The organism is Streptomyces canus 299MFChir4.1 (assembly GCF_000383615.1).
In the GTDB taxonomy this organism is placed as follows: Bacteria; Actinomycetota; Actinomycetes; order Streptomycetales; family Streptomycetaceae; genus Streptomyces; species Streptomyces canus_C.
In genome coordinates, this window is sequence record NZ_KB911586.1 from 140969 (window position 1) to 160016 (window position 19048).

Annotated in this window: 21 protein-coding genes; 17 read left to right on the top strand and 4 right to left on the bottom strand. The window is 72.7% G+C overall.

What is annotated here, in order from left to right:
• Positions 1-3: 3 nt before the first annotated feature.
• The gene (locus H293_RS0114365) at positions 4-627 is read right to left on the bottom strand and encodes a histidine phosphatase family protein (protein ID WP_020118560.1); all 624 of its coding nucleotides are present in this window, start codon (positions 625-627) and stop codon (positions 4-6) included.
• Positions 628-713: 86 nt separating this feature from the next.
• On the opposite strand from H293_RS0114365, the gene H293_RS0114370 reads away from it, so the two are divergent.
• The gene (locus H293_RS0114370) at positions 714-974 is read left to right on the top strand and encodes a hypothetical protein (RefSeq protein ID WP_020118561.1); all 261 of its coding nucleotides are present in this window, start codon (positions 714-716) and stop codon (positions 972-974) included.
• A 30-nt stretch (positions 975-1004) separates the two neighbouring features.
• A complete protein-coding gene (locus H293_RS0114375) occupies positions 1005-1376 on the top strand; it encodes a holo-ACP synthase (protein WP_020118562.1) in 372 nt (123 codons plus the stop codon).
• Between the two features lie 23 nt (positions 1377-1399).
• Here H293_RS0114375 and H293_RS0114380 read toward each other — a convergent pair whose 3' ends face one another.
• The gene (locus H293_RS0114380; protein ID WP_020118563.1) at positions 1400-1687 is read right to left on the bottom strand and encodes a hypothetical protein; all 288 of its coding nucleotides are present in this window, start codon (positions 1685-1687) and stop codon (positions 1400-1402) included.
• Positions 1688-2053: 366 nt separating this feature from the next.
• On the opposite strand from H293_RS0114380, the gene H293_RS0114385 reads away from it, so the two are divergent.
• The 6 genes from H293_RS0114385 to H293_RS59165 all read left to right on the top strand — a co-directional run bounded on the left by H293_RS0114385 (position 2054) and on the right by H293_RS59165 (position 7598).
• On the top strand, positions 2054-3493 hold the full coding sequence (locus H293_RS0114385) for a bifunctional ADP-dependent NAD(P)H-hydrate dehydratase/NAD(P)H-hydrate epimerase (protein WP_020118564.1): 1440 nt from the start codon (positions 2054-2056) through the stop codon (positions 3491-3493).
• Positions 3494-3705: 212 nt separating this feature from the next.
• On the top strand, positions 3706-4221 hold the full coding sequence (locus H293_RS0114390; RefSeq protein WP_020118565.1) for a M23 family metallopeptidase: 516 nt from the start codon (positions 3706-3708) through the stop codon (positions 4219-4221).
• Positions 4222-4313: 92 nt separating this feature from the next.
• Complete coding sequence (gene alr, locus H293_RS0114395; protein ID WP_020118566.1) at positions 4314-5483, top strand: alanine racemase; 1170 nt, start codon at positions 4314-4316, stop codon at positions 5481-5483.
• A 72-nt stretch (positions 5484-5555) separates the two neighbouring features.
• A complete protein-coding gene (locus H293_RS0114400) occupies positions 5556-6809 on the top strand; it encodes an alpha/beta fold hydrolase (protein WP_020118567.1) in 1254 nt (417 codons plus the stop codon).
• Positions 6781-7287, top strand: coding sequence for a tRNA (adenosine(37)-N6)-threonylcarbamoyltransferase complex ATPase subunit type 1 TsaE (tsaE, locus tag H293_RS0114405; protein ID WP_020118568.1), 507 nt, complete (start codon positions 6781-6783; stop codon positions 7285-7287). Before H293_RS0114400 ends, tsaE begins: the two co-directional genes overlap by 29 nt.
• A gap of 137 nt (positions 7288-7424) precedes the next feature.
• On the top strand, positions 7425-7598 hold the full coding sequence (locus tag H293_RS59165) for a hypothetical protein (protein ID WP_020118569.1): 174 nt from the start codon (positions 7425-7427) through the stop codon (positions 7596-7598).
• A 118-nt stretch (positions 7599-7716) separates the two neighbouring features.
• On the opposite strand, the gene H293_RS0114415 is transcribed toward H293_RS59165, so the two are convergent.
• A complete protein-coding gene (locus H293_RS0114415) occupies positions 7717-8262 on the bottom strand; it encodes a hypothetical protein (protein ID WP_020118570.1) in 546 nt (181 codons plus the stop codon).
• Between the two features lie 177 nt (positions 8263-8439).
• Here H293_RS0114415 and tsaB point away from each other — a divergent pair, with 177 nt between their 5' ends.
• Genes tsaB through H293_RS0114435 form a run of 4 tightly spaced genes read left to right on the top strand, consistent with a single transcriptional unit; the run spans position 8440 to position 10949 of the window.
• Complete coding sequence (gene tsaB / locus H293_RS0114420) at positions 8440-9096, top strand: tRNA (adenosine(37)-N6)-threonylcarbamoyltransferase complex dimerization subunit type 1 TsaB (RefSeq protein ID WP_020118571.1); 657 nt, start codon at positions 8440-8442, stop codon at positions 9094-9096.
• Positions 9093-9623 carry a ribosomal protein S18-alanine N-acetyltransferase gene (gene rimI, locus H293_RS0114425; RefSeq protein WP_020118572.1) on the top strand — a complete coding sequence of 177 codons (531 nt, stop codon included), beginning with the start codon at positions 9093-9095 and terminating at the stop codon, positions 9621-9623. The genes tsaB and rimI overlap by 4 nt, the downstream gene beginning before the upstream one ends.
• The gene (tsaD, locus tag H293_RS0114430) at positions 9616-10701 is read left to right on the top strand and encodes a tRNA (adenosine(37)-N6)-threonylcarbamoyltransferase complex transferase subunit TsaD (RefSeq protein WP_020118573.1); all 1086 of its coding nucleotides are present in this window, start codon (positions 9616-9618) and stop codon (positions 10699-10701) included. Before rimI ends, tsaD begins: the two co-directional genes overlap by 8 nt.
• Positions 10698-10949 carry a hypothetical protein gene (locus tag H293_RS0114435; RefSeq protein ID WP_020118574.1) on the top strand — a complete coding sequence of 84 codons (252 nt, stop codon included), beginning with the start codon at positions 10698-10700 and terminating at the stop codon, positions 10947-10949. Before tsaD ends, H293_RS0114435 begins: the two co-directional genes overlap by 4 nt.
• Before the next feature lie 9 nt (positions 10950-10958).
• Here H293_RS0114435 and H293_RS0114440 read toward each other — a convergent pair whose 3' ends face one another.
• Positions 10959-13259 carry a beta-xylosidase/alpha-l-arabinosidase gene (locus tag H293_RS0114440; protein ID WP_020118575.1) on the bottom strand — a complete coding sequence of 767 codons (2301 nt, stop codon included), beginning with the start codon at positions 13257-13259 and terminating at the stop codon, positions 10959-10961.
• 131 nt (positions 13260-13390) lie between these two features.
• Here H293_RS0114440 and H293_RS0114445 point away from each other — a divergent pair, with 131 nt between their 5' ends.
• The 5 genes from H293_RS0114445 to H293_RS0114465 all read left to right on the top strand — a co-directional run bounded on the left by H293_RS0114445 (position 13391) and on the right by H293_RS0114465 (position 18990).
• Positions 13391-14467 (top strand): LacI family DNA-binding transcriptional regulator, encoded by a 1077-nt coding sequence (locus H293_RS0114445; RefSeq protein ID WP_028807842.1) that lies wholly within the window; start codon positions 13391-13393, stop codon positions 14465-14467.
• 163 nt (positions 14468-14630) lie between these two features.
• Entirely contained in the window at positions 14631-15665 is a 1035-nt protein-coding gene (locus H293_RS0114450; protein ID WP_078612575.1) for an LCP family protein, read from the top strand.
• Positions 15666-15771: 106 nt separating this feature from the next.
• Positions 15772-17181 carry an FG-GAP and VCBS repeat-containing protein gene (locus H293_RS0114455; RefSeq protein ID WP_020118578.1) on the top strand — a complete coding sequence of 470 codons (1410 nt, stop codon included), beginning with the start codon at positions 15772-15774 and terminating at the stop codon, positions 17179-17181.
• Positions 17182-17317: 136 nt separating this feature from the next.
• The gene (locus H293_RS0114460; RefSeq protein ID WP_020118579.1) at positions 17318-17674 is read left to right on the top strand and encodes a YciI family protein; all 357 of its coding nucleotides are present in this window, start codon (positions 17318-17320) and stop codon (positions 17672-17674) included.
• Between the two features lie 107 nt (positions 17675-17781).
• Positions 17782-18990, top strand: a complete 1209-nt coding sequence (locus H293_RS0114465) for an RNA polymerase sigma factor (protein ID WP_259294478.1) — start codon at positions 17782-17784, stop codon at positions 18988-18990.
• The last annotated feature ends 58 nt before the right edge of the window (positions 18991-19048 follow it).

A 19048-nucleotide genomic window follows, 5' to 3' on the forward strand; every position in this document is an offset into this window, starting at 1 on the left:
GCTTCAGATGTGCGACTCGGGAGGGAAGCCCGTCCAGCGCAGTTCGGCGGGCAGGTGGCGCATGTCGTTGGAGACCAGGACGGAGGCCGCTCGGCCGGGCGCGTAACGGATGACCGTGAGCGCCGCGTTGGCGTGGTTGAGGCCGAGCCAGCGCCACTTCGGGGCGTGCATGGCGTCCCGGACGAGCCAGGCGACGAGGAAGTTGTGGGTGACGACCAGTTCGTGTCGGTCGTCCCCGCCGGGCACGGGGCCGGTGAAGAGGTCGAGTGCCTGGCGGGCCAGCGAGGCGCCCTGTTCGCGCTCGTCGTCGGTGGTGTCGGCGAGGAAACGAAGGTAGAAGTCGGCTGCTTCGGGCGGGAGTTCGTCCCTGGGGGGTACGTAGGGGACGTAGTCGCCCGCGACCTCTGAGACGAGTGCGGGGACGTTCTTCAACTGGTCGCGGACCAGCCGGGCGGTCTGTACCGCCCGCGGCAGCGGGCCGTGGTGGACGGCCGTGAAGGGGATACCCCGAAGGCGCCGACCGAGCAGTGTCGCCTGCTGCCGACCCGCCTCCGTGAGTCCGCTCTCGTCAGGCAACGCCTCACCGTGCCGAGCGAGGTAGAGGTAACGGGTGGCCGTGCCGGTCATCTGAGGCTCCTCTGCGCGTCAAACATGCGTACTTCCTTGAGGTCGCGCTGGGCAAGACCCCAGCCGGAGAGAAATGGAATCGGATCATGTCCTTCGTCAGCTACTTCCCTGGCCGGGGAACGGTTCGTGAGACGGCCTATCTGGAGGGGAAGGCAGAGGGCGAAGCCAGGAGCATCCTCTCCGTGCTGGAAGTACGCGGTATCCCCGTGCCGGACAGCGTGCGCGAGCGCATCACCAGCTGCACCGATCTCCACCGCATGGACGCCTGGCTGGACCGTTCCCGAACGGTTGAGCGGGCCGAGGATCTGTTCGCCGAGGACGGAGACGCCGACAAGCCGATCTCGTGACCGGCGCCGCTCGGATCGTAAAGTGCCCGGATGAGCATCATCGGGGTCGGTATCGACGTTGCCGAGATCGAGCGGTTCGCGGCGTCGCTGGAGCGTACGCCGGGGATGGCCCGGCGGCTGTTCCTGGACAGCGAGTTGACGCTGCCCAGTGGGGAACGGCGGGGGATCGCCTCGCTCGCCGCCCGCTTCGCCGCGAAGGAAGCGCTGGCCAAGGCGCTCGGGGCGCCGGCCGGACTGCACTGGACCGACGCCGAGGTCTTCGTCGAGGACAGCGGGCAGCCCCGGCTGCGGGTCACGGGGACCGTGGCCGCGCGGGCCGCCGCCCTCGGGGTGCGGTCGTGGCACGTGTCGCTCAGTCATGACGCCGGAATCGCGTCGGCCGTGGTGATCGCGGAGGGCTGACCACCGACACGGCCGTGCGGCACTCAGGCGGCCTGGTCCCACTCCGCGCGGACATCCTCCTCGGCCTGCGGGCCACGACCGCCGCTGCCGGTCGTCTTCTCGCGAGCGCGCAGCGCGGCCCAGGCCACGGCTGACGCGCAGGTGAGGTACCAGGGCAGCGGCCAGACCGTGTCCCACCAGCCGGTGTGCGGGGAGACGGTGACGTCGACCGCGGCCGCGGTCCAGGCGGCGGCCAGGCTCCAGCACAGCAGGCGCCCGGCCCAGCGGACGGCCAGGGCGAGGTGCCCGACGGGTCTGTCCGGGTCGGTCATCGCGGAACGTCCTCCACGGGATGGGGGCGAGGGTGCGGCTGCGCTCGCCGAAACGCCCTCAGTGTGCGGTCTGTGGAACGGTTCCGCACAGGGGGTGGAAGGGGGTTGCCGTGACGTCTGAGACGACCTCAGGTCCGGGCATATGCCACAAGTACGTGATGGTGCCTGGTGAGCGCTTACGTTTCGGGTGGGAAACGAGCGTGAATCTGGCCGGAAGTGAACGTCTCGGGTCCCCATTCCCTGCCGGTCCTGACTGGGAATGCGCTTTCGGGGAACCGGGCTCCCGCGTCGACGGCCGGAACCGATCGTTCCGGGCCCGTCTCCCATCTTGTTCATCTCCGCCCGCGACGGGGGACACTCGAACCCATGCGTACTGCGTACAACGTGGACACGGTCAGGACCGCCGAGCGGGAGTTGATGGCGCGGCTTCCGGAAGGCGCGCTGATGCAGCGGGCGGCCGCCGGACTGGCCGCCGCCTGCGCGGATCTGTTGGGGCGGGTGTACGGCCGCAGGGTCGTGCTGCTCGTCGGGAGCGGGGACAACGGCGGCGACGCCCTCTACGCGGGGGCGCGCCTGGCGCGGCGGGGCGCCGGGGTGGCCGCCGTGCTGCTCGCGCCCGAACGCGCCCACTCCGCGGGGCTGGCCGCGCTGCGGCGGGTAGGCGGGCGGGCCGTGGGGATCGACGGTGCCGAGCGGCTGATCGAGGAGGCCGACCTGGTCCTCGACGGGATCGTGGGGATCGGCGGCAAGGGCGGGCTGCGGCCCGACGCGGCCCAGCTGGCCGAGGTGGCCGAGCGGTCCCGCGCCGCCGTCGTCGCCGTCGATCTGCCGAGCGGCATCGACGCCGACACCGGGGAGGTGCGCGGGGCGGCCGTACGGGCCGACCTGACCGTCACGTTCGGGACGCACAAGCCGGGGCTGCTGATCGATCCCGCGCGGGAGTACGCCGGTTCGGTGCGGCTCGTCGACATCGGGCTGAACGCCGTCCTGCCCGCCGAGGCGGAGCTGGAAGCCCTGCAACACGCCGATGTACGACGGCTGTTGCCCGTGCCGAGCGGCGAGAGCGACAAGTACCGGCGAGGTGTCGTCGGGATCGCCGCCGGGTCCGCGCGGTATCCGGGGGCCGCCGTGCTCGCCGTGTACGGCGCACTGCGCGGCGGCGCCGGGGCCGTGCGGTACGTCGGGCCCGCCGCGGACGCCGTGATCGCCCGCTTCCCCGAGACGCTCGTCTCCGACCGGGGGCCGAAGCGGGCCGGGCGGGTGCAGGCGTGGGTCGTCGGACCGGGAGCCGGGGACGACGCCTCGGCCGTCGCGGAGGTGCTGGCGTCGGACGTGCCGGTGCTCATCGACGCGGACGGGCTGCGGCTGGCCGACCGGGACGCCGTACGCGCGCGGACCGCGCCGACCCTCATGACCCCGCACGCCGGAGAGGCCGCAGCCCTCCTCGGGGTGCCGCGCGAGGAGGTCGAGGGCGCCCGGCTGGCCTCGGCGCGGGAACTCGCCGGGCGCTACGGCGCGACCGTGCTGCTCAAGGGGTCGACCACGCTGGTCGCCGACGCGGGCGGCGGCGCCGTACGCGTGAACCCGACCGGGACGGCATGGCTGGCCACGGCCGGCAGCGGGGACGTCCTGTCCGGCCTCGCGGGGTCCCTGCTCGCCTCGGGGCTGAGCGCCCTGGACGCCGGCAGCACGGCCGCGTACCTGCACGGTCTCGCCGGACGGTTCGCGGCGGACGGGGCACCGGTCGGGGCGCACGACGTGGCCGAGGCCGTACCGGCGGCCTGGAGGGACGTGCGGGATGCCTGACGGCGGCCTGGCAGACGGGTGCATCGGCGCGAACTAGTACCTGATGGGACCAATACCGCTCGGTCGAATATGCGGAGCCGAAAGGGCGATGTTTCGCTGGCCGCATGGATGAGCCAAATATACGAGGCACCACCCGGCGTGAATGGCTGGGCGGAGCGGCAGTCGTTCTGGGGAGTCCCGTTCTCGGTTTCCGAGAGGACCACCCGGAACCCTTGGAGGAAGAGCCCGGCGGCAACTGCGGCAGCGACTACGACCAGGAATACGAGGAGCTGCTGGCGGCCGCCGAGGACATCGAGGTCAGCGACCGCGCCCTGGCGCCGGCCAAGTGGACTCGCCCTATCCGGAAACGGGCCAGGGTGACCATGCGCTACGGGGTGCGGGGAAACTGGCTGGCCGGTTACCACACCGGAGTGGATCTTGCGGTGCCGACGGGAACCCCGGTTTACGCGGTGGGCAGCGGCGCCGTCGTCCTGGCCAGCTGGTCGGGGGCGTACGGAAAAGCCGTGACGATCAAGCTGAGCGACTCCCGGTACGTCGTCTACGCCCACCTGTCGCGCATCTCGGTCGCGAAGGGCGCCAAGGTCAAGGCCGGCACCCGGATCGGGAGCAGCGGCGCCACCGGGCGCGCCACCGGCCCGCACCTGCACTTCGAGGTGCGCGCCCGGCGCCCGTACGGTTCCGACATCGACCCGGTGAAGTACCTGGCCCGGCACGGTCTGATCCTCTGACGCACGCGTGACGCGCGCGTGGGCGCGTCCTGGGTACGTCCCGGGACGTGCTCATCGGCGGTGTCGGTGGCCTCTGAGACACTGGGGGCGCCATGAACGAGACAGCAACTGCCCCGACCGCACCGCTGCGCGCCCGCGCCGAGATCGACCTGGCCGCGCTGCGGGCCAATGTGCGGACCCTGCGCGCCCGCGCGTCGGGCGCCGCCCTCATGGCCGTGGTCAAGTCCGACGCGTACGGCCACGGCGCGGTGCCCTGTGCCCGCGCCGCGGTCGAGGCGGGCGCGGGGTGGCTCGGGACCGCCACGCCGGAGGAGGCCCTGGCACTGCGCAAGGCCGGGCTGCCGGGGCGGATCATGTGCTGGCTGTGGACGCCCGGCGGCCCCTGGCGGGAGGCGATCGAGGCCGACCTCGACGTCTCCGTCAGCGGGATGTGGGCGCTGCGGGAGCTCGTCGCGGCGGCTCGCGAAGCCGGTGTCCCCGCGCGCGTGCAGCTCAAGGCCGACACCGGCCTCGGGCGGGGCGGCTGCCAGCCCGGCGAGGACTGGGCCGAGCTGGTCGCCGAGGCCCTGCGCGCACAGTCCGAAGGACTCCTGCGCGTCACCGGGCTCTGGTCGCACTTCGCCTGCGCCGACGAGCCCGGGCATCCCTCCATCGCCGCCCAGCTCACCCTCTTCCGGGAGATGCTGGCGTACGCCGAGAGCCGGGGCGTGCGCCCCGAGGTGCGGCACATCGCCAACTCGCCCGCCACGCTCACCCTTCCGGAGAGCCACTTCGACCTCGTCCGCACCGGCATCGCGACCTACGGCATCTCGCCCAGCCCCGAGCTCGGCGTCCCCGCCGACTTCGGACTGCGCCCGGTGATGACGCTGTCGGCGTCGATCGCGCTGGTCAAGCGGGTCCCCGGCGGCCATGGCGTCAGCTACGGCCACCACTACGTCACCCCGGGCGAGACCACCCTCGGCCTCGTGCCGGTCGGCTACGCGGACGGCATCCCGCGCCACGCCTCCGGGGCCGGACCGGTCCTGGTCGACGGCAAGTGGCGCACGGTCGCCGGGCGGATCGCCATGGACCAGTTCGTCGTGGACCTCGGCGGCGACGAGCCCCCCACCGGTACCCGGGCCGTGCTCTTCGGCCCCGGGGACCGGGGCGAGCCCACCGCCGAGGACTGGGCGCAGGCCGCGGGCACCATCGCCTACGAAATCGTGACCCGCATCGGAACGCGCGTTCCCCGCGTCTATGTGAATGAGGAACAAGCGGGGTAACCGCACAGTGGGCGTCAGAACAGCCAGTCGTGCGACACCGGTATCACCCGACCCAGTGAACAGGAGCGGTACGTGAGCGAGAGCAGTGCGGAGGCCGTCGTCGACGCCGCCGCGTCGATGGCCCTCGCCTCCGCGACGGGGGCCGGCGCCGGCTGGCGCCGGGCGACCGGGGTCGCCGGCGCCGCGATAGGCGTGATCGCCGCCGGCGCGGCGGCGGGAGTGGCCCTGGAGCGGCTCACCGTCGGGCGCGGGATGCGGCAGAAGGCGCGGCTCGCCCTCGACTCGACCGGGCCGTACGGCTCCCTTCGCGGCACCCCCGGCAAGGCGTACGCCGACGACGGCACCGAGCTGTACTACGAGGTCGACGACGTCGACCCGGAGGCGGGGCCCGCGCTGTCGCCGCGCCGCCGCCGGCTGTTCGGGCGCAAGGCCCCCGCGCCCGTCACCGTCGTCTTCAGCCACGGCTACTGCCTCAGCCAGGACTCCTGGCACTTCCAGCGCGCGGCGCTCCGGGGTGTCGTACGGACCGTGCACTGGGACCAGCGCAGCCACGGGCGGTCCGGGCGGGGTGCGCGGCAGGTGCAGGACGGGGTGCCGGTCGACATCGACCAGCTCGGGCAGGACCTGAAGGCCGTCATAGACGCGGCCGTGCCGCAGGGGCCGATCGTGCTCGTCGGGCATTCCATGGGCGGCATGACCGTCATGGCACTCGCCGACCAGTACCCCGAGCTGATCCGTGACCGGGTGGTCGCGGTGGCCCTGGTCGGTACGTCGTCCGGGCGGCTCGGCGAGGTCAACTTCGGGCTGCCCGTCGCGGGCGTCAACGCGGTGCGGCGGGTGCTGCCGGGCGTCCTCAAGGCGCTGGGTCAGCGGGCCGACCTGGTGGAGAAGGGGCGGCGGGCCACCGCCGACCTGTTCGCCGGGGTCATCAAGCGGTACTCCTTCGCCTCCCGGGACGTCGACCCGGCCATCGTCAGGTTCGCCGAGCGGATGATCGAGGGCACCCCGATCGACGTCGTCGCCGAGTACTACCCGGCGTTCGACAACCACGACAAGACCGCCGCCCTCGCCCACTTCGCGGACAAGCCCGTGCTCGTCCTGGCCGGCGTGGGCGACATGGTCACCCCCAGCGAGCACAGCGAGGCGATCGCCTCCCTGCTCCCCGAGGCGGAACTCGTCCTGGTCCCGGACGCCGGACACCTGGTCATGCTGGAGCACCCGGAAGTGGTCACCGACCGCCTCGCCGACCTGCTCACCCGCGCGGGGGCGGTGCCCGCAGGGGCTACCGTTGGCGGTTATGGAAGCAGTACCGCGCAACCCGGTTGAGACCGAGCTGACCGTCACCTCCCCCGAGCAGATGCGCGAGCTGGGCCTGAAGCTCGCCAAGCTGCTGCGCGCCGGGGACCTCGTGATGCTCAGCGGGGAGCTCGGCGCGGGCAAGACGACACTGACCCGCGGACTCGGTGAGGGGCTGGGGGTGCGGGGGGCCGTCACCTCGCCGACCTTCGTGATCGCCCGGGTGCATCCGTCCCTGGGGGACGGGCCGCCGCTGGTCCACGTGGACGCGTACCGCCTGGGCGGCGGGCTCGACGAGATGGAGGACCTCGATCTCGACGTGTCGCTGCCGGAGTCGGTGATCGTCGTGGAGTGGGGCGAGGGCAAGGTCGAGGAACTGACCGAGGACCGGCTCCAGGTGCAGATCCACCGCGCGGTCGGTGACACCACCGACGAAGTGCGGCACGTGACGTTCACTCCGGTCGGGGAGCGCTGGGCGACGGCCGACCTCGGGGTGCTCACCGCCTGAGCAGCGCGCGTTCCTGTGAACGTTCCGACAATCCGTCGGCAAGATGTTGCATTGGATGTCTCGTGCGTGGTCACATGGTATCCCGCTCGTAGTTAGGTGTACCTAACTACGCCGCCCCCGAACTTCAGGAGGCGTCCATGTCGGCCACCGAGAACCGGTCCCAGCCGCAGCCGTACGCGCTCGTCGGCGGTGTGTCCATGCGTGACCTGCTGGCGTCCTGCGCGGCGGCCGAGGCCGTCTCCACGCCTCCGCGGGTGCCCGATCCGGGGACGGCGCGGGCGGTTGCCGCCGAGCGCCCCAAAGCGGCCTGACGCCCGGCCGCGCCCGCGGCCAGAACGCCCGACTGCGTCCGTAGGCGGCCTGGTGCCCGGCCGCGCTCGAAGGCGGCCCGGCGCCCCGCCGCGTCCGAAGGCGGCCCGAGCGACCGGCTCAGTGGATCACCGCGACCCGCGCCCCGATCGTCGCGAAGTCCCACATCGCGTCACCGTCCCGGCGGGACTCCCGGATGCCGCCCGTCGGCACGGTGGTCATGTCGGCGGGAGGAGTCTCCCGCACGGCCGCGCTGAAGCCGATCGCCACGCCGTCGACGCTGGTGAAGCGGACCACGTGCTCGATGGGGGTGCCGTCGGTGCCGGTCACGGAGTTCGAGCGGCTGGTGACCTCGTAGACGCCGGGGGCGGGGTCGACGGTGCCCGGGATGACCTCGAAGGTGCGGATGACCTTGTCGCCGGAGCCGACCAGCCAGACGCGGTTGTCGTCCAGCGAGTACACGACGCGTTCACCGGCGCCGGAGCCCGGCGGCAGGGCGGCGGGGTCCTGCTGGTGGCGGGGGACCTTGGCGGCGACGGCCGCGGGACCGCTGCCGGCCGATGTCCTGGTGGGGACCGTCGCGGCGGCCTGGTAGGCGAGGAAGCCGACCGTCGCGAGGGCCGCTGTGGTGAGGGCGGTCACGAAAGCCGCGTTGCTGGTTGCCACCGGTCACCTCTTGAGTACTTGGTCCTGATTTGTGGCGACCGTAGCAGGTTGTCGAGCGGGTCCCGTGCCGTCCCGGCCGGTCACGCGCGTGCGGCGGCGCCGCACGCCGGTACCCCCTTCGAGCCCCGGTTGCGGCCTGCGGCCGCTCAGGTCCTCCCGGAGCCGTAGGCTGTTTGCGTGCTCTTGCTCGCTCTGGATACCGCCACCCCCGCCGTGACCGTCGCCCTGCATGACGGGCGGGACGTCGTCGCCTCGTTCCTTCAGGTGGACGCGCGTCGGCACGGGGAGCTGTTGTTGCCGGCCGTCGACCGGGTGCTCGCGGACGCGGGGGTGAAGCTGGACGCGGTCACCGGGATCGTCGTGGGCATCGGACCCGGGCCCTACACCGGACTGCGCGTCGGGCTCATGACCGCCGACACCTTCGGGCTCGCGCTCGGGGTCCCCGTGCACGGGATGTGCACCCTGGACGGACTCGCCTACGCGTCCGGCCTCGGCGAGGGCCCCTTCGTCGTGGCGACCGACGCGCGGCGCAAGGAGGTCTACTGGGCCACCTACTCCGACCCGCGCACCCGCACGAGCGAGCCCGCGGTCGACCGGCCCGCCGACATCGCCGAGCAGGTCGAGGGGCTGCCCGCGGTCGGTGCCGGGGCGCTGCTCTACCCGGACACCTTCCCCGTAGCCCGCGAGCCCGAGCACGTGTCGGCCGCCGCGCTCGCCGCCCTCGCCGCCGAGCGGATCGGGGCCGGGGAGGAACTGCCCGCCCCGCGGCCGCTGTACCTGCGGCGGCCCGACGCGCAGGTGCCCAAGAACTACAAGGTGGTCACCCCCAAGTGACCACACCCGTGATTCCCGTGCTGCGTGAGATGCGCTGGTGGGACATCGACCCCGTGCTGGAGCTGGAGAAGGACCTCTTCCCGGAGGACGCCTGGTCCCGGGGCATGTTCTGGTCCGAGCTCGCGCACTCCCGGGGGCCCGAGGCCACCCGGCGGTACGTGGTGGCCGAGGAGGGCGGGCGGATCGTGGGATACGCCGGTCTCGCCTCCGCCGGTGAGCTGGCCGACGTCCAGACGATCGCCGTCGCCCGCGACCACTGGGGCACCGGACTCGGGGCGACCCTGCTGACCGAGCTGCTGCGGGCCGCGACCGCCTTCGAGTGCGCCGAAGTGATGCTGGAGTGCCGGATCGACAACGTCCGCGCCCAGAAGCTCTACGAGCGCTTCGGCTTCGAGGCCATCGGGTTCCGGCGCGGCTACTACCAGCCGGGCAACGTGGACGCCCTGGTCATGCGACTGACCACAGCATCCGACAGCGGCTCCGCCGCGGTATCGACATCCGACCGAGGAACCGAGATCAATGGCTGACGAACCGCTTGTCCTGGGCATCGAGACCTCCTGTGACGAGACCGGCGTCGGCATCGTCCGGGGGACCACCCTGCTGGCCGACGCCATCGCGTCCAGCGTCGACGAGCACGCCCGGTTCGGCGGGGTGGTGCCCGAGGTGGCCAGCCGGGCGCACCTCGAAGCGATGGTGCCGACCATCGAGCGGGCCCTGAAGGACGCCGGGGTGAGCGCGCGCGACCTCGACGGCATCGCCGTCACCGCGGGTCCCGGACTCGCCGGGGCGCTGCTCGTCGGGGTCTCCGCGGCGAAGGCGTACGCCTACGCCCTCGGCAAGCCCCTCTACGGCGTCAACCACCTCGCCTCCCACATCTGCGTCGACCAGCTGGAGCACGGGGCGCTGCCCGAGCCGACGATGGCGCTGCTGGTCTCCGGCGGCCACTCCTCGCTGCTGCTGTCGAGTGACATCACCTCAGATGTCCGGCCGATGGGCGCGACCATCGACGACGCGGCCGGCGAGGCCTTCGACAAGATCGCCCGGGTGCTGAACCTCGGCTTCCCCGGCGGCCCGGTCATCGACCGGTACGCGCGCGAGGGCGACCCGTCGGCGATCGCGTTCCCGCGCGGACTGACCGGGCCGCGCGACCCGGCGTACGACTTCTCCTTCTCCGGCCTGAAGACGGCCGTCGCCCGCTGGATCGAGGCCAGGCGGGCCGCGGGGGAGGAGGTGCCGGTGCGTGACGTGGCGGCCTCCTTCCAGGAGGCGGTCGTGGACGTGCTGACCCGCAAGGCCGTGCGGGCCTGCAAGGACGAGGGTGTCGACCACCTGATGATCGGCGGCGGTGTGGCCGCCAACTCCCGGCTGCGGGCCCTGGCCCAGGAGCGCTGCGAGGCCGCCGGGATCCGCCTGAGGGTCCCGCGGCCCAAGCTGTGCACCGACAACGGCGCGATGGTCGCCGCCCTCGGCGCCGAGATGGTGGCACGCAACCGCCCCGCCTCCAGCTGGGACCTCTCCGCCGACTCCTCGCTGCCGGTGACGGACCCGCACGTGCCGGGCCACGACCATGTGCACGAGGTCAGCAAGGAGAACCTCTACTCGTGACGGTCGCGCTGATGTGGGAGGCCCGGGCGGTCGAGGGCCGCGGCGAGGAGCTCCTCGCCTGGGCCCGCCGACAGGAGCTTGCCGTACGGCCGTTGCGGCGCGAGACCCTCCGGGCGCCGCAGGACCGCGTTCTCGTCATCACGTGGTGGGACGCGGCCTACGACGCCGAGCTGCCCGAACTCCCGGAGCCGGGCGATGAGTTGGTCGCACGGGGCGTGCACCGGTGGCGGTTCGAGTCGGTGGAGTGACCGCGGGTTCTACGACACCTCCGTCTCGCAGCGCAGCCGCCGGTCCGTGCCCACCTCGCACACCGCGCCCGTGACACGCAGCGGTGCCGTGTGCCGGACCTCCGCGCTCGACGCCGACAGCCGGAGCTCCAGGTCGCCCGGTTCGACGACGCGGCGGCCCTTGCGGTCGGTGAAGGCCGACAGCTCGGCGTGGAAGCGGAAGGTCACGCGGCGGGACTCACCCGGCTCCAGCTCCAGCCGCTGGTAGCCGATCAGCCGGACGTCCGGGCGGGTCACCGAGGCCACCGGGTCGTGCAGATACAGCTGGACGACCTCGGCACCCGCCCGGCCCCCCGCGTTGCGCACGGTCAGTGACACGTCGTACGTGCCGTCCGTGCCGATCTCCGCCGGCGCAGCCCCGGTGAACTCCTCCCACACGAACTCCGTGTAGGAGCGCCCGTGTCCGAAGGCGTACAGCGGGGTCGGGTCCAGGTTGCTGACCTCGCCCGCGAGGCCGAGCGGCGGCTGGAGGTAGGTCCACGGCTGACCGCCGGGCACCCGCGGCACGCTCACCGGGAGGCGGCCCGAGGGGTTGACCCGGCCCGACAGCACGCCCGCGACGGCCGGGCCGCCCTCCTCCCCGGGGAAGAAGGCCTGCACGACCGCGCCGAGCCGGCCGTCCCAGCGGCCGAGCGCGTAGGGGCGGCCGGTCAGCAGGATCAGCACGACCGGGACGCCGGTGGCGACCAGCGAGTCCAGCAACTCGCCCTGGACACCCGGCAGTCGCAGGTCCGTCACATCGCAGCCCTCGCCCGACGTGCCCCGGCCGAACAGGCCCGCCCGGTCCCCGAGCACCGCCACACAGACGTCCGCCTCGGCCGTCCGGGCCACCGCCTCCTCGAAGCCCCCGGTGTCCGGGTCGTCCACCCCGCAGCCCTCGGTGAACGTCACCTTGGCGTCGGGGAGTTCGGTGCGCAGCGCCTGGAGGACCGTGGGGATCTCGATGCCCGTCGGGATGTCGGGGTGGTGGGTGAGGACATGGGAGGGGAAGGAGTAGCAGCCCAGCATGGCGAGGGCGTCGGCGGCGCGGGGGCCGACCACCGCGATCCGGGTGTCCGGGGCCAGCGGGAGCAGGCCGTCCGGGTTGTCGAGGAGGACCACCGACTCCTCGGCGAGGCGGCGGGCCAGGGCCCGGTTCGTCGTCGAGTCGAGGTCGATCCGCTCGGTGGGCTCCGGGCTCCAGTCCTCGTCCAGGAGGCCCAGCTCGCACTTCTGGAGCAGCACCCGGCGGGCCGCCCGGTCGATCAGCGACTCGGGGACCTCGCCCGCGCGGACGGCCTCGATCAGGGGGGTGCCGTAGCACTTGAGGGTCGGCAGCTCGACGTCGAGGCCCGCCGCGAGGGCCGCGTGCGCGGCGCCCGCCTCGGTGCCGGCGATGCGGTGCTGGGTCTGGAGGAAGCCGACGCCGAAGTAGTCGGCGACCACCGTGCCGGTGAACCCCCACTCCTCGCGCAGCAGTTCGGTCAGCAGGCCGGGGTCGGCGGAGGCCGGGACACCGTCCGTGTCCGTGTACGCGGCCATCACCGAGCGCGCCCCGCCCTCGCGCAGGGCGAACTCGAAGGGCGGCAGGGTGATGTCGGCGAACTCGCGCACGCCCGCGCGCACGGGCGCGAGGTTGCGGGCGCCGGCCGAGGAGGCGTACCCGGCGAAGTGCTTGAGCGTGGCGACGATCCCGGCCGACTCCAGGCCGCGGACGTAGGCGGCGCCGATCGTGCCCACCAGGTACGGGTCCTCGCCGATCGTCTCCTCGACCCGCCCCCAGCGCGGGTCGCGGACGACGTCCAGAACGGGGGCCAGTCCCTGGTGGACGCCGACCGCGCGCAGGTCGCGGCCGATGGCGCCGGCCATCTCCTCGACCAGTCCGGGGTCCCAGCTCGCACCCCACGCGAGCGGGACCGGGTAGGCGGTGGCCTGCCAGGTGGTGAAGCCGGCCAGGCACTCCTCGTGGGCCAGCGCCGGGATGCCGAAGCGGCCGGCCTCGGTGATACGGCGCTGGGCGCGGGCCAGTGCCTGCGCGCCCAGCGCCGGGTCCACGGGGGCGGTGCCGAAGGGGCGGGTGAGCTGGCCAAGACCCCGGGTGATCAGCTCGGCCCAGTCGTAGTCGGCGGTCATCTCGCGCTGGAGGGGGGCGACTCCGTCCCCGTCCGTGCTGGCGCCCACCCACACGCCGTAGAGCTGGGCGGTCTTCTCCTCCAGGGTCATCCGGGAGATGAGGTCGTCGACGCGGGCGGAGGCGGTCAGGGCGGGGTCACGCCAGGGCGCGGTGGTCATGTAACTCCTGTCGGGCTCGACTGGCAGGTCGACAACCTAACGAATGTTTCGATATGCAATCCGAATGTTTTGGGAACCTAGGGCCGTCAGGAGGGTTCGTCAAGAGGTCGCGCAGGGATACGATCGCCGCCATGACACCCCCGGAGCCCGCTGAAACCCGGACGACTTCCCCTGCGGTGGGACGGTCGCAGCAGACCGCGACCCTCGCCGAGATCGCCCGGGAGGCCGGCGTCTCGGCGCCGACAGTTTCGAAGGTCCTCAACGGCCGGGCCGACGTCGCCCCCGCGACCCGCGCCCGCGTCGAGGACCTGCTGCGCGCGCACGGCTACCGGCGCCGGCGTGCCGAGGCGAGCCGTTCGCCCCTGATCGACCTGGTCTTCCACGAGCTGGAGAGCGCGTGGGCGATGGAGGTCATCCGGGGGGTGGAGAACGTGGCCCGCGACGCCGGGCTCAGTGTCGTGCTGAGCGAGAGCGCGGGACGGCTCACCCCCGGGCGCACCTGGGCCGACCAGGTCGCCGCCCGCCGCCCCCACGGGGTCGTCCTCGTGCTGTCCGGGCTCGACGAGTCCCAGCGCGCGCTGCTGGGCAGCAGATCGATCCCGTTCGTGGTCATGGACCCGGCCGGCGATCCGGGCGCCGACGTCCCCTCCATCGGCGCGACCAACTGGCAGGGCGGACTCGCCGCCACCCGGCACCTCGTCGAGCTGGGCCACCGCAGGATCGGTGCGATCAGCGGGCCCTCCCGCATGATGTGCAGCCGCGCCCGGGTCGACGGCTACCGGGCGGCCCTGGAGACCGCGGGACTGCCCGTCGACCCCGAGCTGATCATGGCCGGCGACTTCCACCACGAGACCGGCTACCGCCAGGGCCTGGAACTGCTGCGCCGCCCGGACCGGCCCACCGCGGTCTTCGCCGGCAACGACCTCCAGGCGCTCGGCCTGTACGAGGCGGCCCGCGAGCTGGGGCTGCGCATCCCGGAGGACCTGAGCGTGGTCGGGTTCGACGACCTTCCGGTGGCGCCCTGGGTGGGACCGCCGCTGACGACCGTACGGCAGCCGCTGACCGAGATGGCCGAGGCCGCGGCCAAGCTGGTCCTCGACCTGGGCCGGGAGGGCGGCAGCCCGGCGGCGACCCGCGTGGAGCTGGCGACGAGCCTGGTGGTGCGCAGCAGCACGGCGCGCCGCGCCGGGCCGGAGCCGGGTGCCTAGGAATGTGCCGCGGGGGCGAAGCAAATCGGTTGCACGACCGAAACTTTCGGAGGCGCCCGACATCCGGTCCCGGCCGTGACGCTGGGATGAGAAGTCTGAGATTTTCCGAAGAAAGCCACCCGGGCGCCGTTCCTCGTAATAATTCGGACCTACGTTCGTCCCTGTGACGGGAGACGACGAGGGTGGACGAGTGGGCCGGCGGCCGGGAGTGCTGAAGGTCGTCGGCCTCACCCTCGCGGGAGCGCTGGTCGCGGGATGCGCCGCGGCGGGCTGGGCGTACTGGCACCTCAACAGCAACATCAAGAGCGTCGACATCAACAGCGCGCTCGGCGACGACCGCCCCGCCAAGCCGACCCCGACCCCCACCGCCTCCCAGGAGGCACCGCTGCCCACCGAGGCCGTGAACATCCTGGTCCTGGGCTCGGACTCGCGCAGCGGCGAGGAGAACGAGGCGCTCGGCGGCGGCAGCAGCACCGGCGCCCGGTCCGACACGGCGATGGTCGTGCACATCGACGCGGGCCGCACCGCGGCCACCGTCGTCAGCATCCCCCGCGACACCCTCGTCACCCGCCCGTCCTGCCCTCTGAAGAGCGGGGGCTCCACGGCGGTCTCGTACGGCTCGATGTTCAACAGCGCCTATGGGGTGGGCGGTCCGGTGTGCGCGGTCAAGACCGTCGAGTCGATCACGGACGTCCGCATGGACCACTACATCGAGATCGACTTCTCGGGCTTCGCGAAGCTGGTGAACGCCCTCGGCGGGGTCACGGTGACCACGGACGAGGACATCGCCGACGACGACAGCCACCTGCGTCTGAAGGCGGGCACCCACCACCTGAACGGCAAGCAGGCCCTCGCGCTCGCCCGCACCCGGCACGGCATTGGCGACGGCAGCGACCTGGGCCGCATAGGCCTCCAGCAGAAGCTGGTGAAGGCCCTGCTGGAGCAGATCTCCTCGACGAACCTCCTGACGAGCCCGGCCAAGCTGTACTCCGTCGCCGACGCGGTCACCGGCAGTCTCACCACCGACACCGGCCTCGACTCCCTGACCGAACTGACGAGCCTCGGCGAGAGCCTGAAGGGCCTGTCGAGCGACGAGGTGAAGACGGTGACCATGCCGGTGGTGACCGCACCCTCGGACCCCAACCGGGTGGTGGCGAAGGAGCCCGCGGCGAGCGAGCTGTGGGAGTCGCTGCGCTGAGTTCTCGCTGACGTGTTCACCGAAAAACTGGATGACTGCTGCAACCAGCGGGCGTCCAGGGGTGTCTGTTGCGGTGACCACACTGCAGTAACCAGGGGGAACACAGATGTCCAACTCGCGTTCGTACAGAGCTTGGTCCGTACCGCTGATCGCCGGAGTGCTCGCGCTCGGCGGGATCCCCGCTCTCGCCGGCAGCGCCGCGGCGGCCGAATCCAAGGCCGTCCAGGACGACTTCAACGGCGACGGCTACAAGGACCTCGCCGTCGGCGCCCCGATCGCCACCATCGGCGGCAAGCGGGGGGCGGGCTACGTCACCGTCATGTACGGCGGCCCGCACGGCCTGACCAAGGACGGCCGCACCATCATCAGCCGCTCCACCAGTGGAATCCCGGGCGATCCCGCCGCGGGCGAGAACTTCGGCTACCAGCTGTCCACGGGGGACCTGGACGGCGACGGGCGCACCGACCTGATCATCGGACAGGCGGACTCGAACCGGGACGCGGTCGTCGTCTGGGGCGCCAAGGAGGGCCTGTCCGGCGGGGTGTCCGTGCCCGCGGCGACCACCCAGGCGGGCGACTTCGACGGTGACAGCTGGCCGGACCTGGTCCTGTTCCGCGGCGGCCGTGCCCCGGGCGACGACCCGCTCGGCACCGAGGCCACCGTCTGGCGGGGCCCGATCTCCCGGGACGGGAAGCCGACCGCCACGCAGGAGTTCGGCTCGACCAAGGTGGAGCCCTTCGACGTGATGTACGCGGCCGCCGGGGACGTCAACGGCGACGGCCGCGACGACCTCGCGCTGACCGTCTACACCGGCGACGGCGGCGTCGGCTCCCAGCTGTACCTGGCCAACGCCTCCGGAGGCGGCTTCACCTACGCCGACTCCCCTGCGGGCAGCGGCCAGGTGGCCTTCGGCGACGTCAACGGCGACGGCTTCGGCGACGTCGTCCGGGGCGTCCCGAACGACTCCTCGGTCACCGTGGCCCTCGGCTCGGCCTCCGGTCTGAAGCCGGCGTCGACCTGGAAGTCGTACAGCCAGGACACCGAAGGCGTCCCCGGCGGCAAGGAGGAGGACGACCGTTTCGGCGACGCGGTGACCGCCGGTGACGTCAACAACGACGGCTACGCCGACGTGGCCGTGGGCTCGCCCGGCGAGAAGCTCGGCGACAAGCAAGGGGCCGGCATGGTCAACGTCCTCTACGGCGGCCGCGGCGGCCTGACCGGCACGGGCTCCCAGGGCTTCACCCAGGACACCGACGGCGTCCCCGGCGCCGCGGAGGCGGGCGACAACTTCGGCGACGCGGTCAGCGTCCTCGACATCAACGGCAACGGCTACGCGGACCTCGCGGCGGCTGCGGCCGGCGAGAACAGGGCCGAGGGCGCGAACGCCGGCGAAGGCGCGGTCTGGTCGCTGCGGGGACGTCCGACGGGCATCGTGACGGACGCGGCGTTCACCTTCGGACCCCGCACGGTCGGGGCGCCGGTCGACAGGGCGACCTTCGGCGGCTCGCTGTCGTAGCAGGTCAGAGCCATGATGGAGGGCCCGGGAAGAATTCTCCGAAGAAATCCGCGGAGTCTGTCGATCCCGGGCCCTGCCGATCGACGCACTGGTGAGAGGCCGGGAAGGACCGGCCCCGAGCGACCGAGGAGTCACCATGCCGCGCTACCTGTCGATGGTCCAGATCGACGAGAAGACCGCCCCCGCCGAGGGTCCCAGCGACGCGCTGATGCAGCGCATGGGCGAGCTGATCGAGGAGATGACGAAGGCCGGAGTGCTGCTCGACACCGCCGGGCTCACGCCGACCGCCCAGGGGACCCGGGTGCGGTGGGAGAAGGGGCAGCTGTCGGTGACCGACGGGCCCTTCACCGAGGCGAAGGAGGTCGTCGGGGGCTACGCGATCGTCCAGGCCAAGGACATGGCCGAGGCGATCGAGTGGACCAAGCGCTTCCTGAAGGTGCACGAGGAGCACTGGACGGTCACCTGCGAGGTGCGGGAGATCGTGGAGGGCTGAGCCCGCTTCCTTGGCTCCACGGCCGTGGCGGTGTCGAATGGGGGGCTGTGACCACCTCACAGCCCTCCCACACCGACGCCCGATCCTCCGTCGAGACCGTCTTCCGCATGGAGTCGCCGCGCATCATCGCCGGTGTCACCCGTGTCGTGAGGGATGTCGGCATCGCCGAGGAACTCGCCCAGGACGCCCTGGTCGCCGCGCTGGAGCAGTGGCCGCGCGACGGCGTCCCCGACAACCCGGGCGCCTGGCTCATGGCCATCGCGCGGCGCAAGGCGGTGGACCTCGTCCGCCGCCGGGAGAACTACGCCCGCAAGCTGACCGAGATCGGCCGGGACCTGTCGGAGACCGCCCCGCCGGAGGAGCCCGCCGACCCCGAGGACATCGACGACGACCTGCTCAGGCTCGTCTTCACCACCTGCCACCCGGTGCTGTCCGCCGAGGCCCGTACCGCCCTCACCCTGCGCCTCCTCGGCGGCCTGACCACCCCCGAGATCGCCCGCGCCTTCCTCGTCCCGGAGGCGACGGTCGCCCAGCGCATCGTGCGCGCCAAACGGACCCTCGCCACGAAGAACATCGCCTTCGAGGTGCCCTACGGCCCCGACCGCGAGGCCCGGCTCGGCTCGGTCCTGGACGTCATCTACCTGATCTTCAACGAGGGTTACGCGGCCACCGCCGGCGACGACTGGCTGCGCCCCTCCCTGTGCGAGGACGCCCTGCGCCTGGCCCGGCTGCTGTCCTCCCTCATGCCGAAGGAACCCGAAGTGCACGGCCTGGCGGCTCTGTTGGAGTTCCAGGCCTCCCGCACGGCCGCCCGCACCGGGCCGCGCGGCGAGCCGGTGCTCCTCAGGGACCAGAACCGCAGCCGCTGGAACCGCATGCTCATCGCCCGCGGCATCAAGGCCCTGGCCCGCGCGGAGGCCACGGCCACCGGCGCCCCCGGCCCCTACGTCCTGCAGGCCACCATCGCCGCCTGCCACGCGCACGCGTACGCCTACGACGAGACCGACTGGCCGGCCATCGCCACCCTCTACGCCCTGCTCGCCGCCCGCGCCCCCTCCCCGGTCGTCGAACTCAACCGCGCGGTCGCCGTCTCGATGGCCGAGGGCCCCGGTCCGGCCCTGGAGATCGTCGACGCGCTCACCGACGAACCCGCGCTGCTCGACTACCACTGGCTGCCGAGCGTGCGCGGCGACCTCCTCGCCCGCCTCGGACGGACGACCGAGGCGCGGGCCGAGTTCGAGCGGGCGGCCGCCCTGACCCGCAACGAACGGGAGCGGGAGCTGCTGCTGGACCGGGCTCGGGAGTGCGGCGAGTGACCGGTTTTCGAACGGTTGCACGTTCGTAAATTCGTTCCCCTCGCGTCTCGTCCGCGCC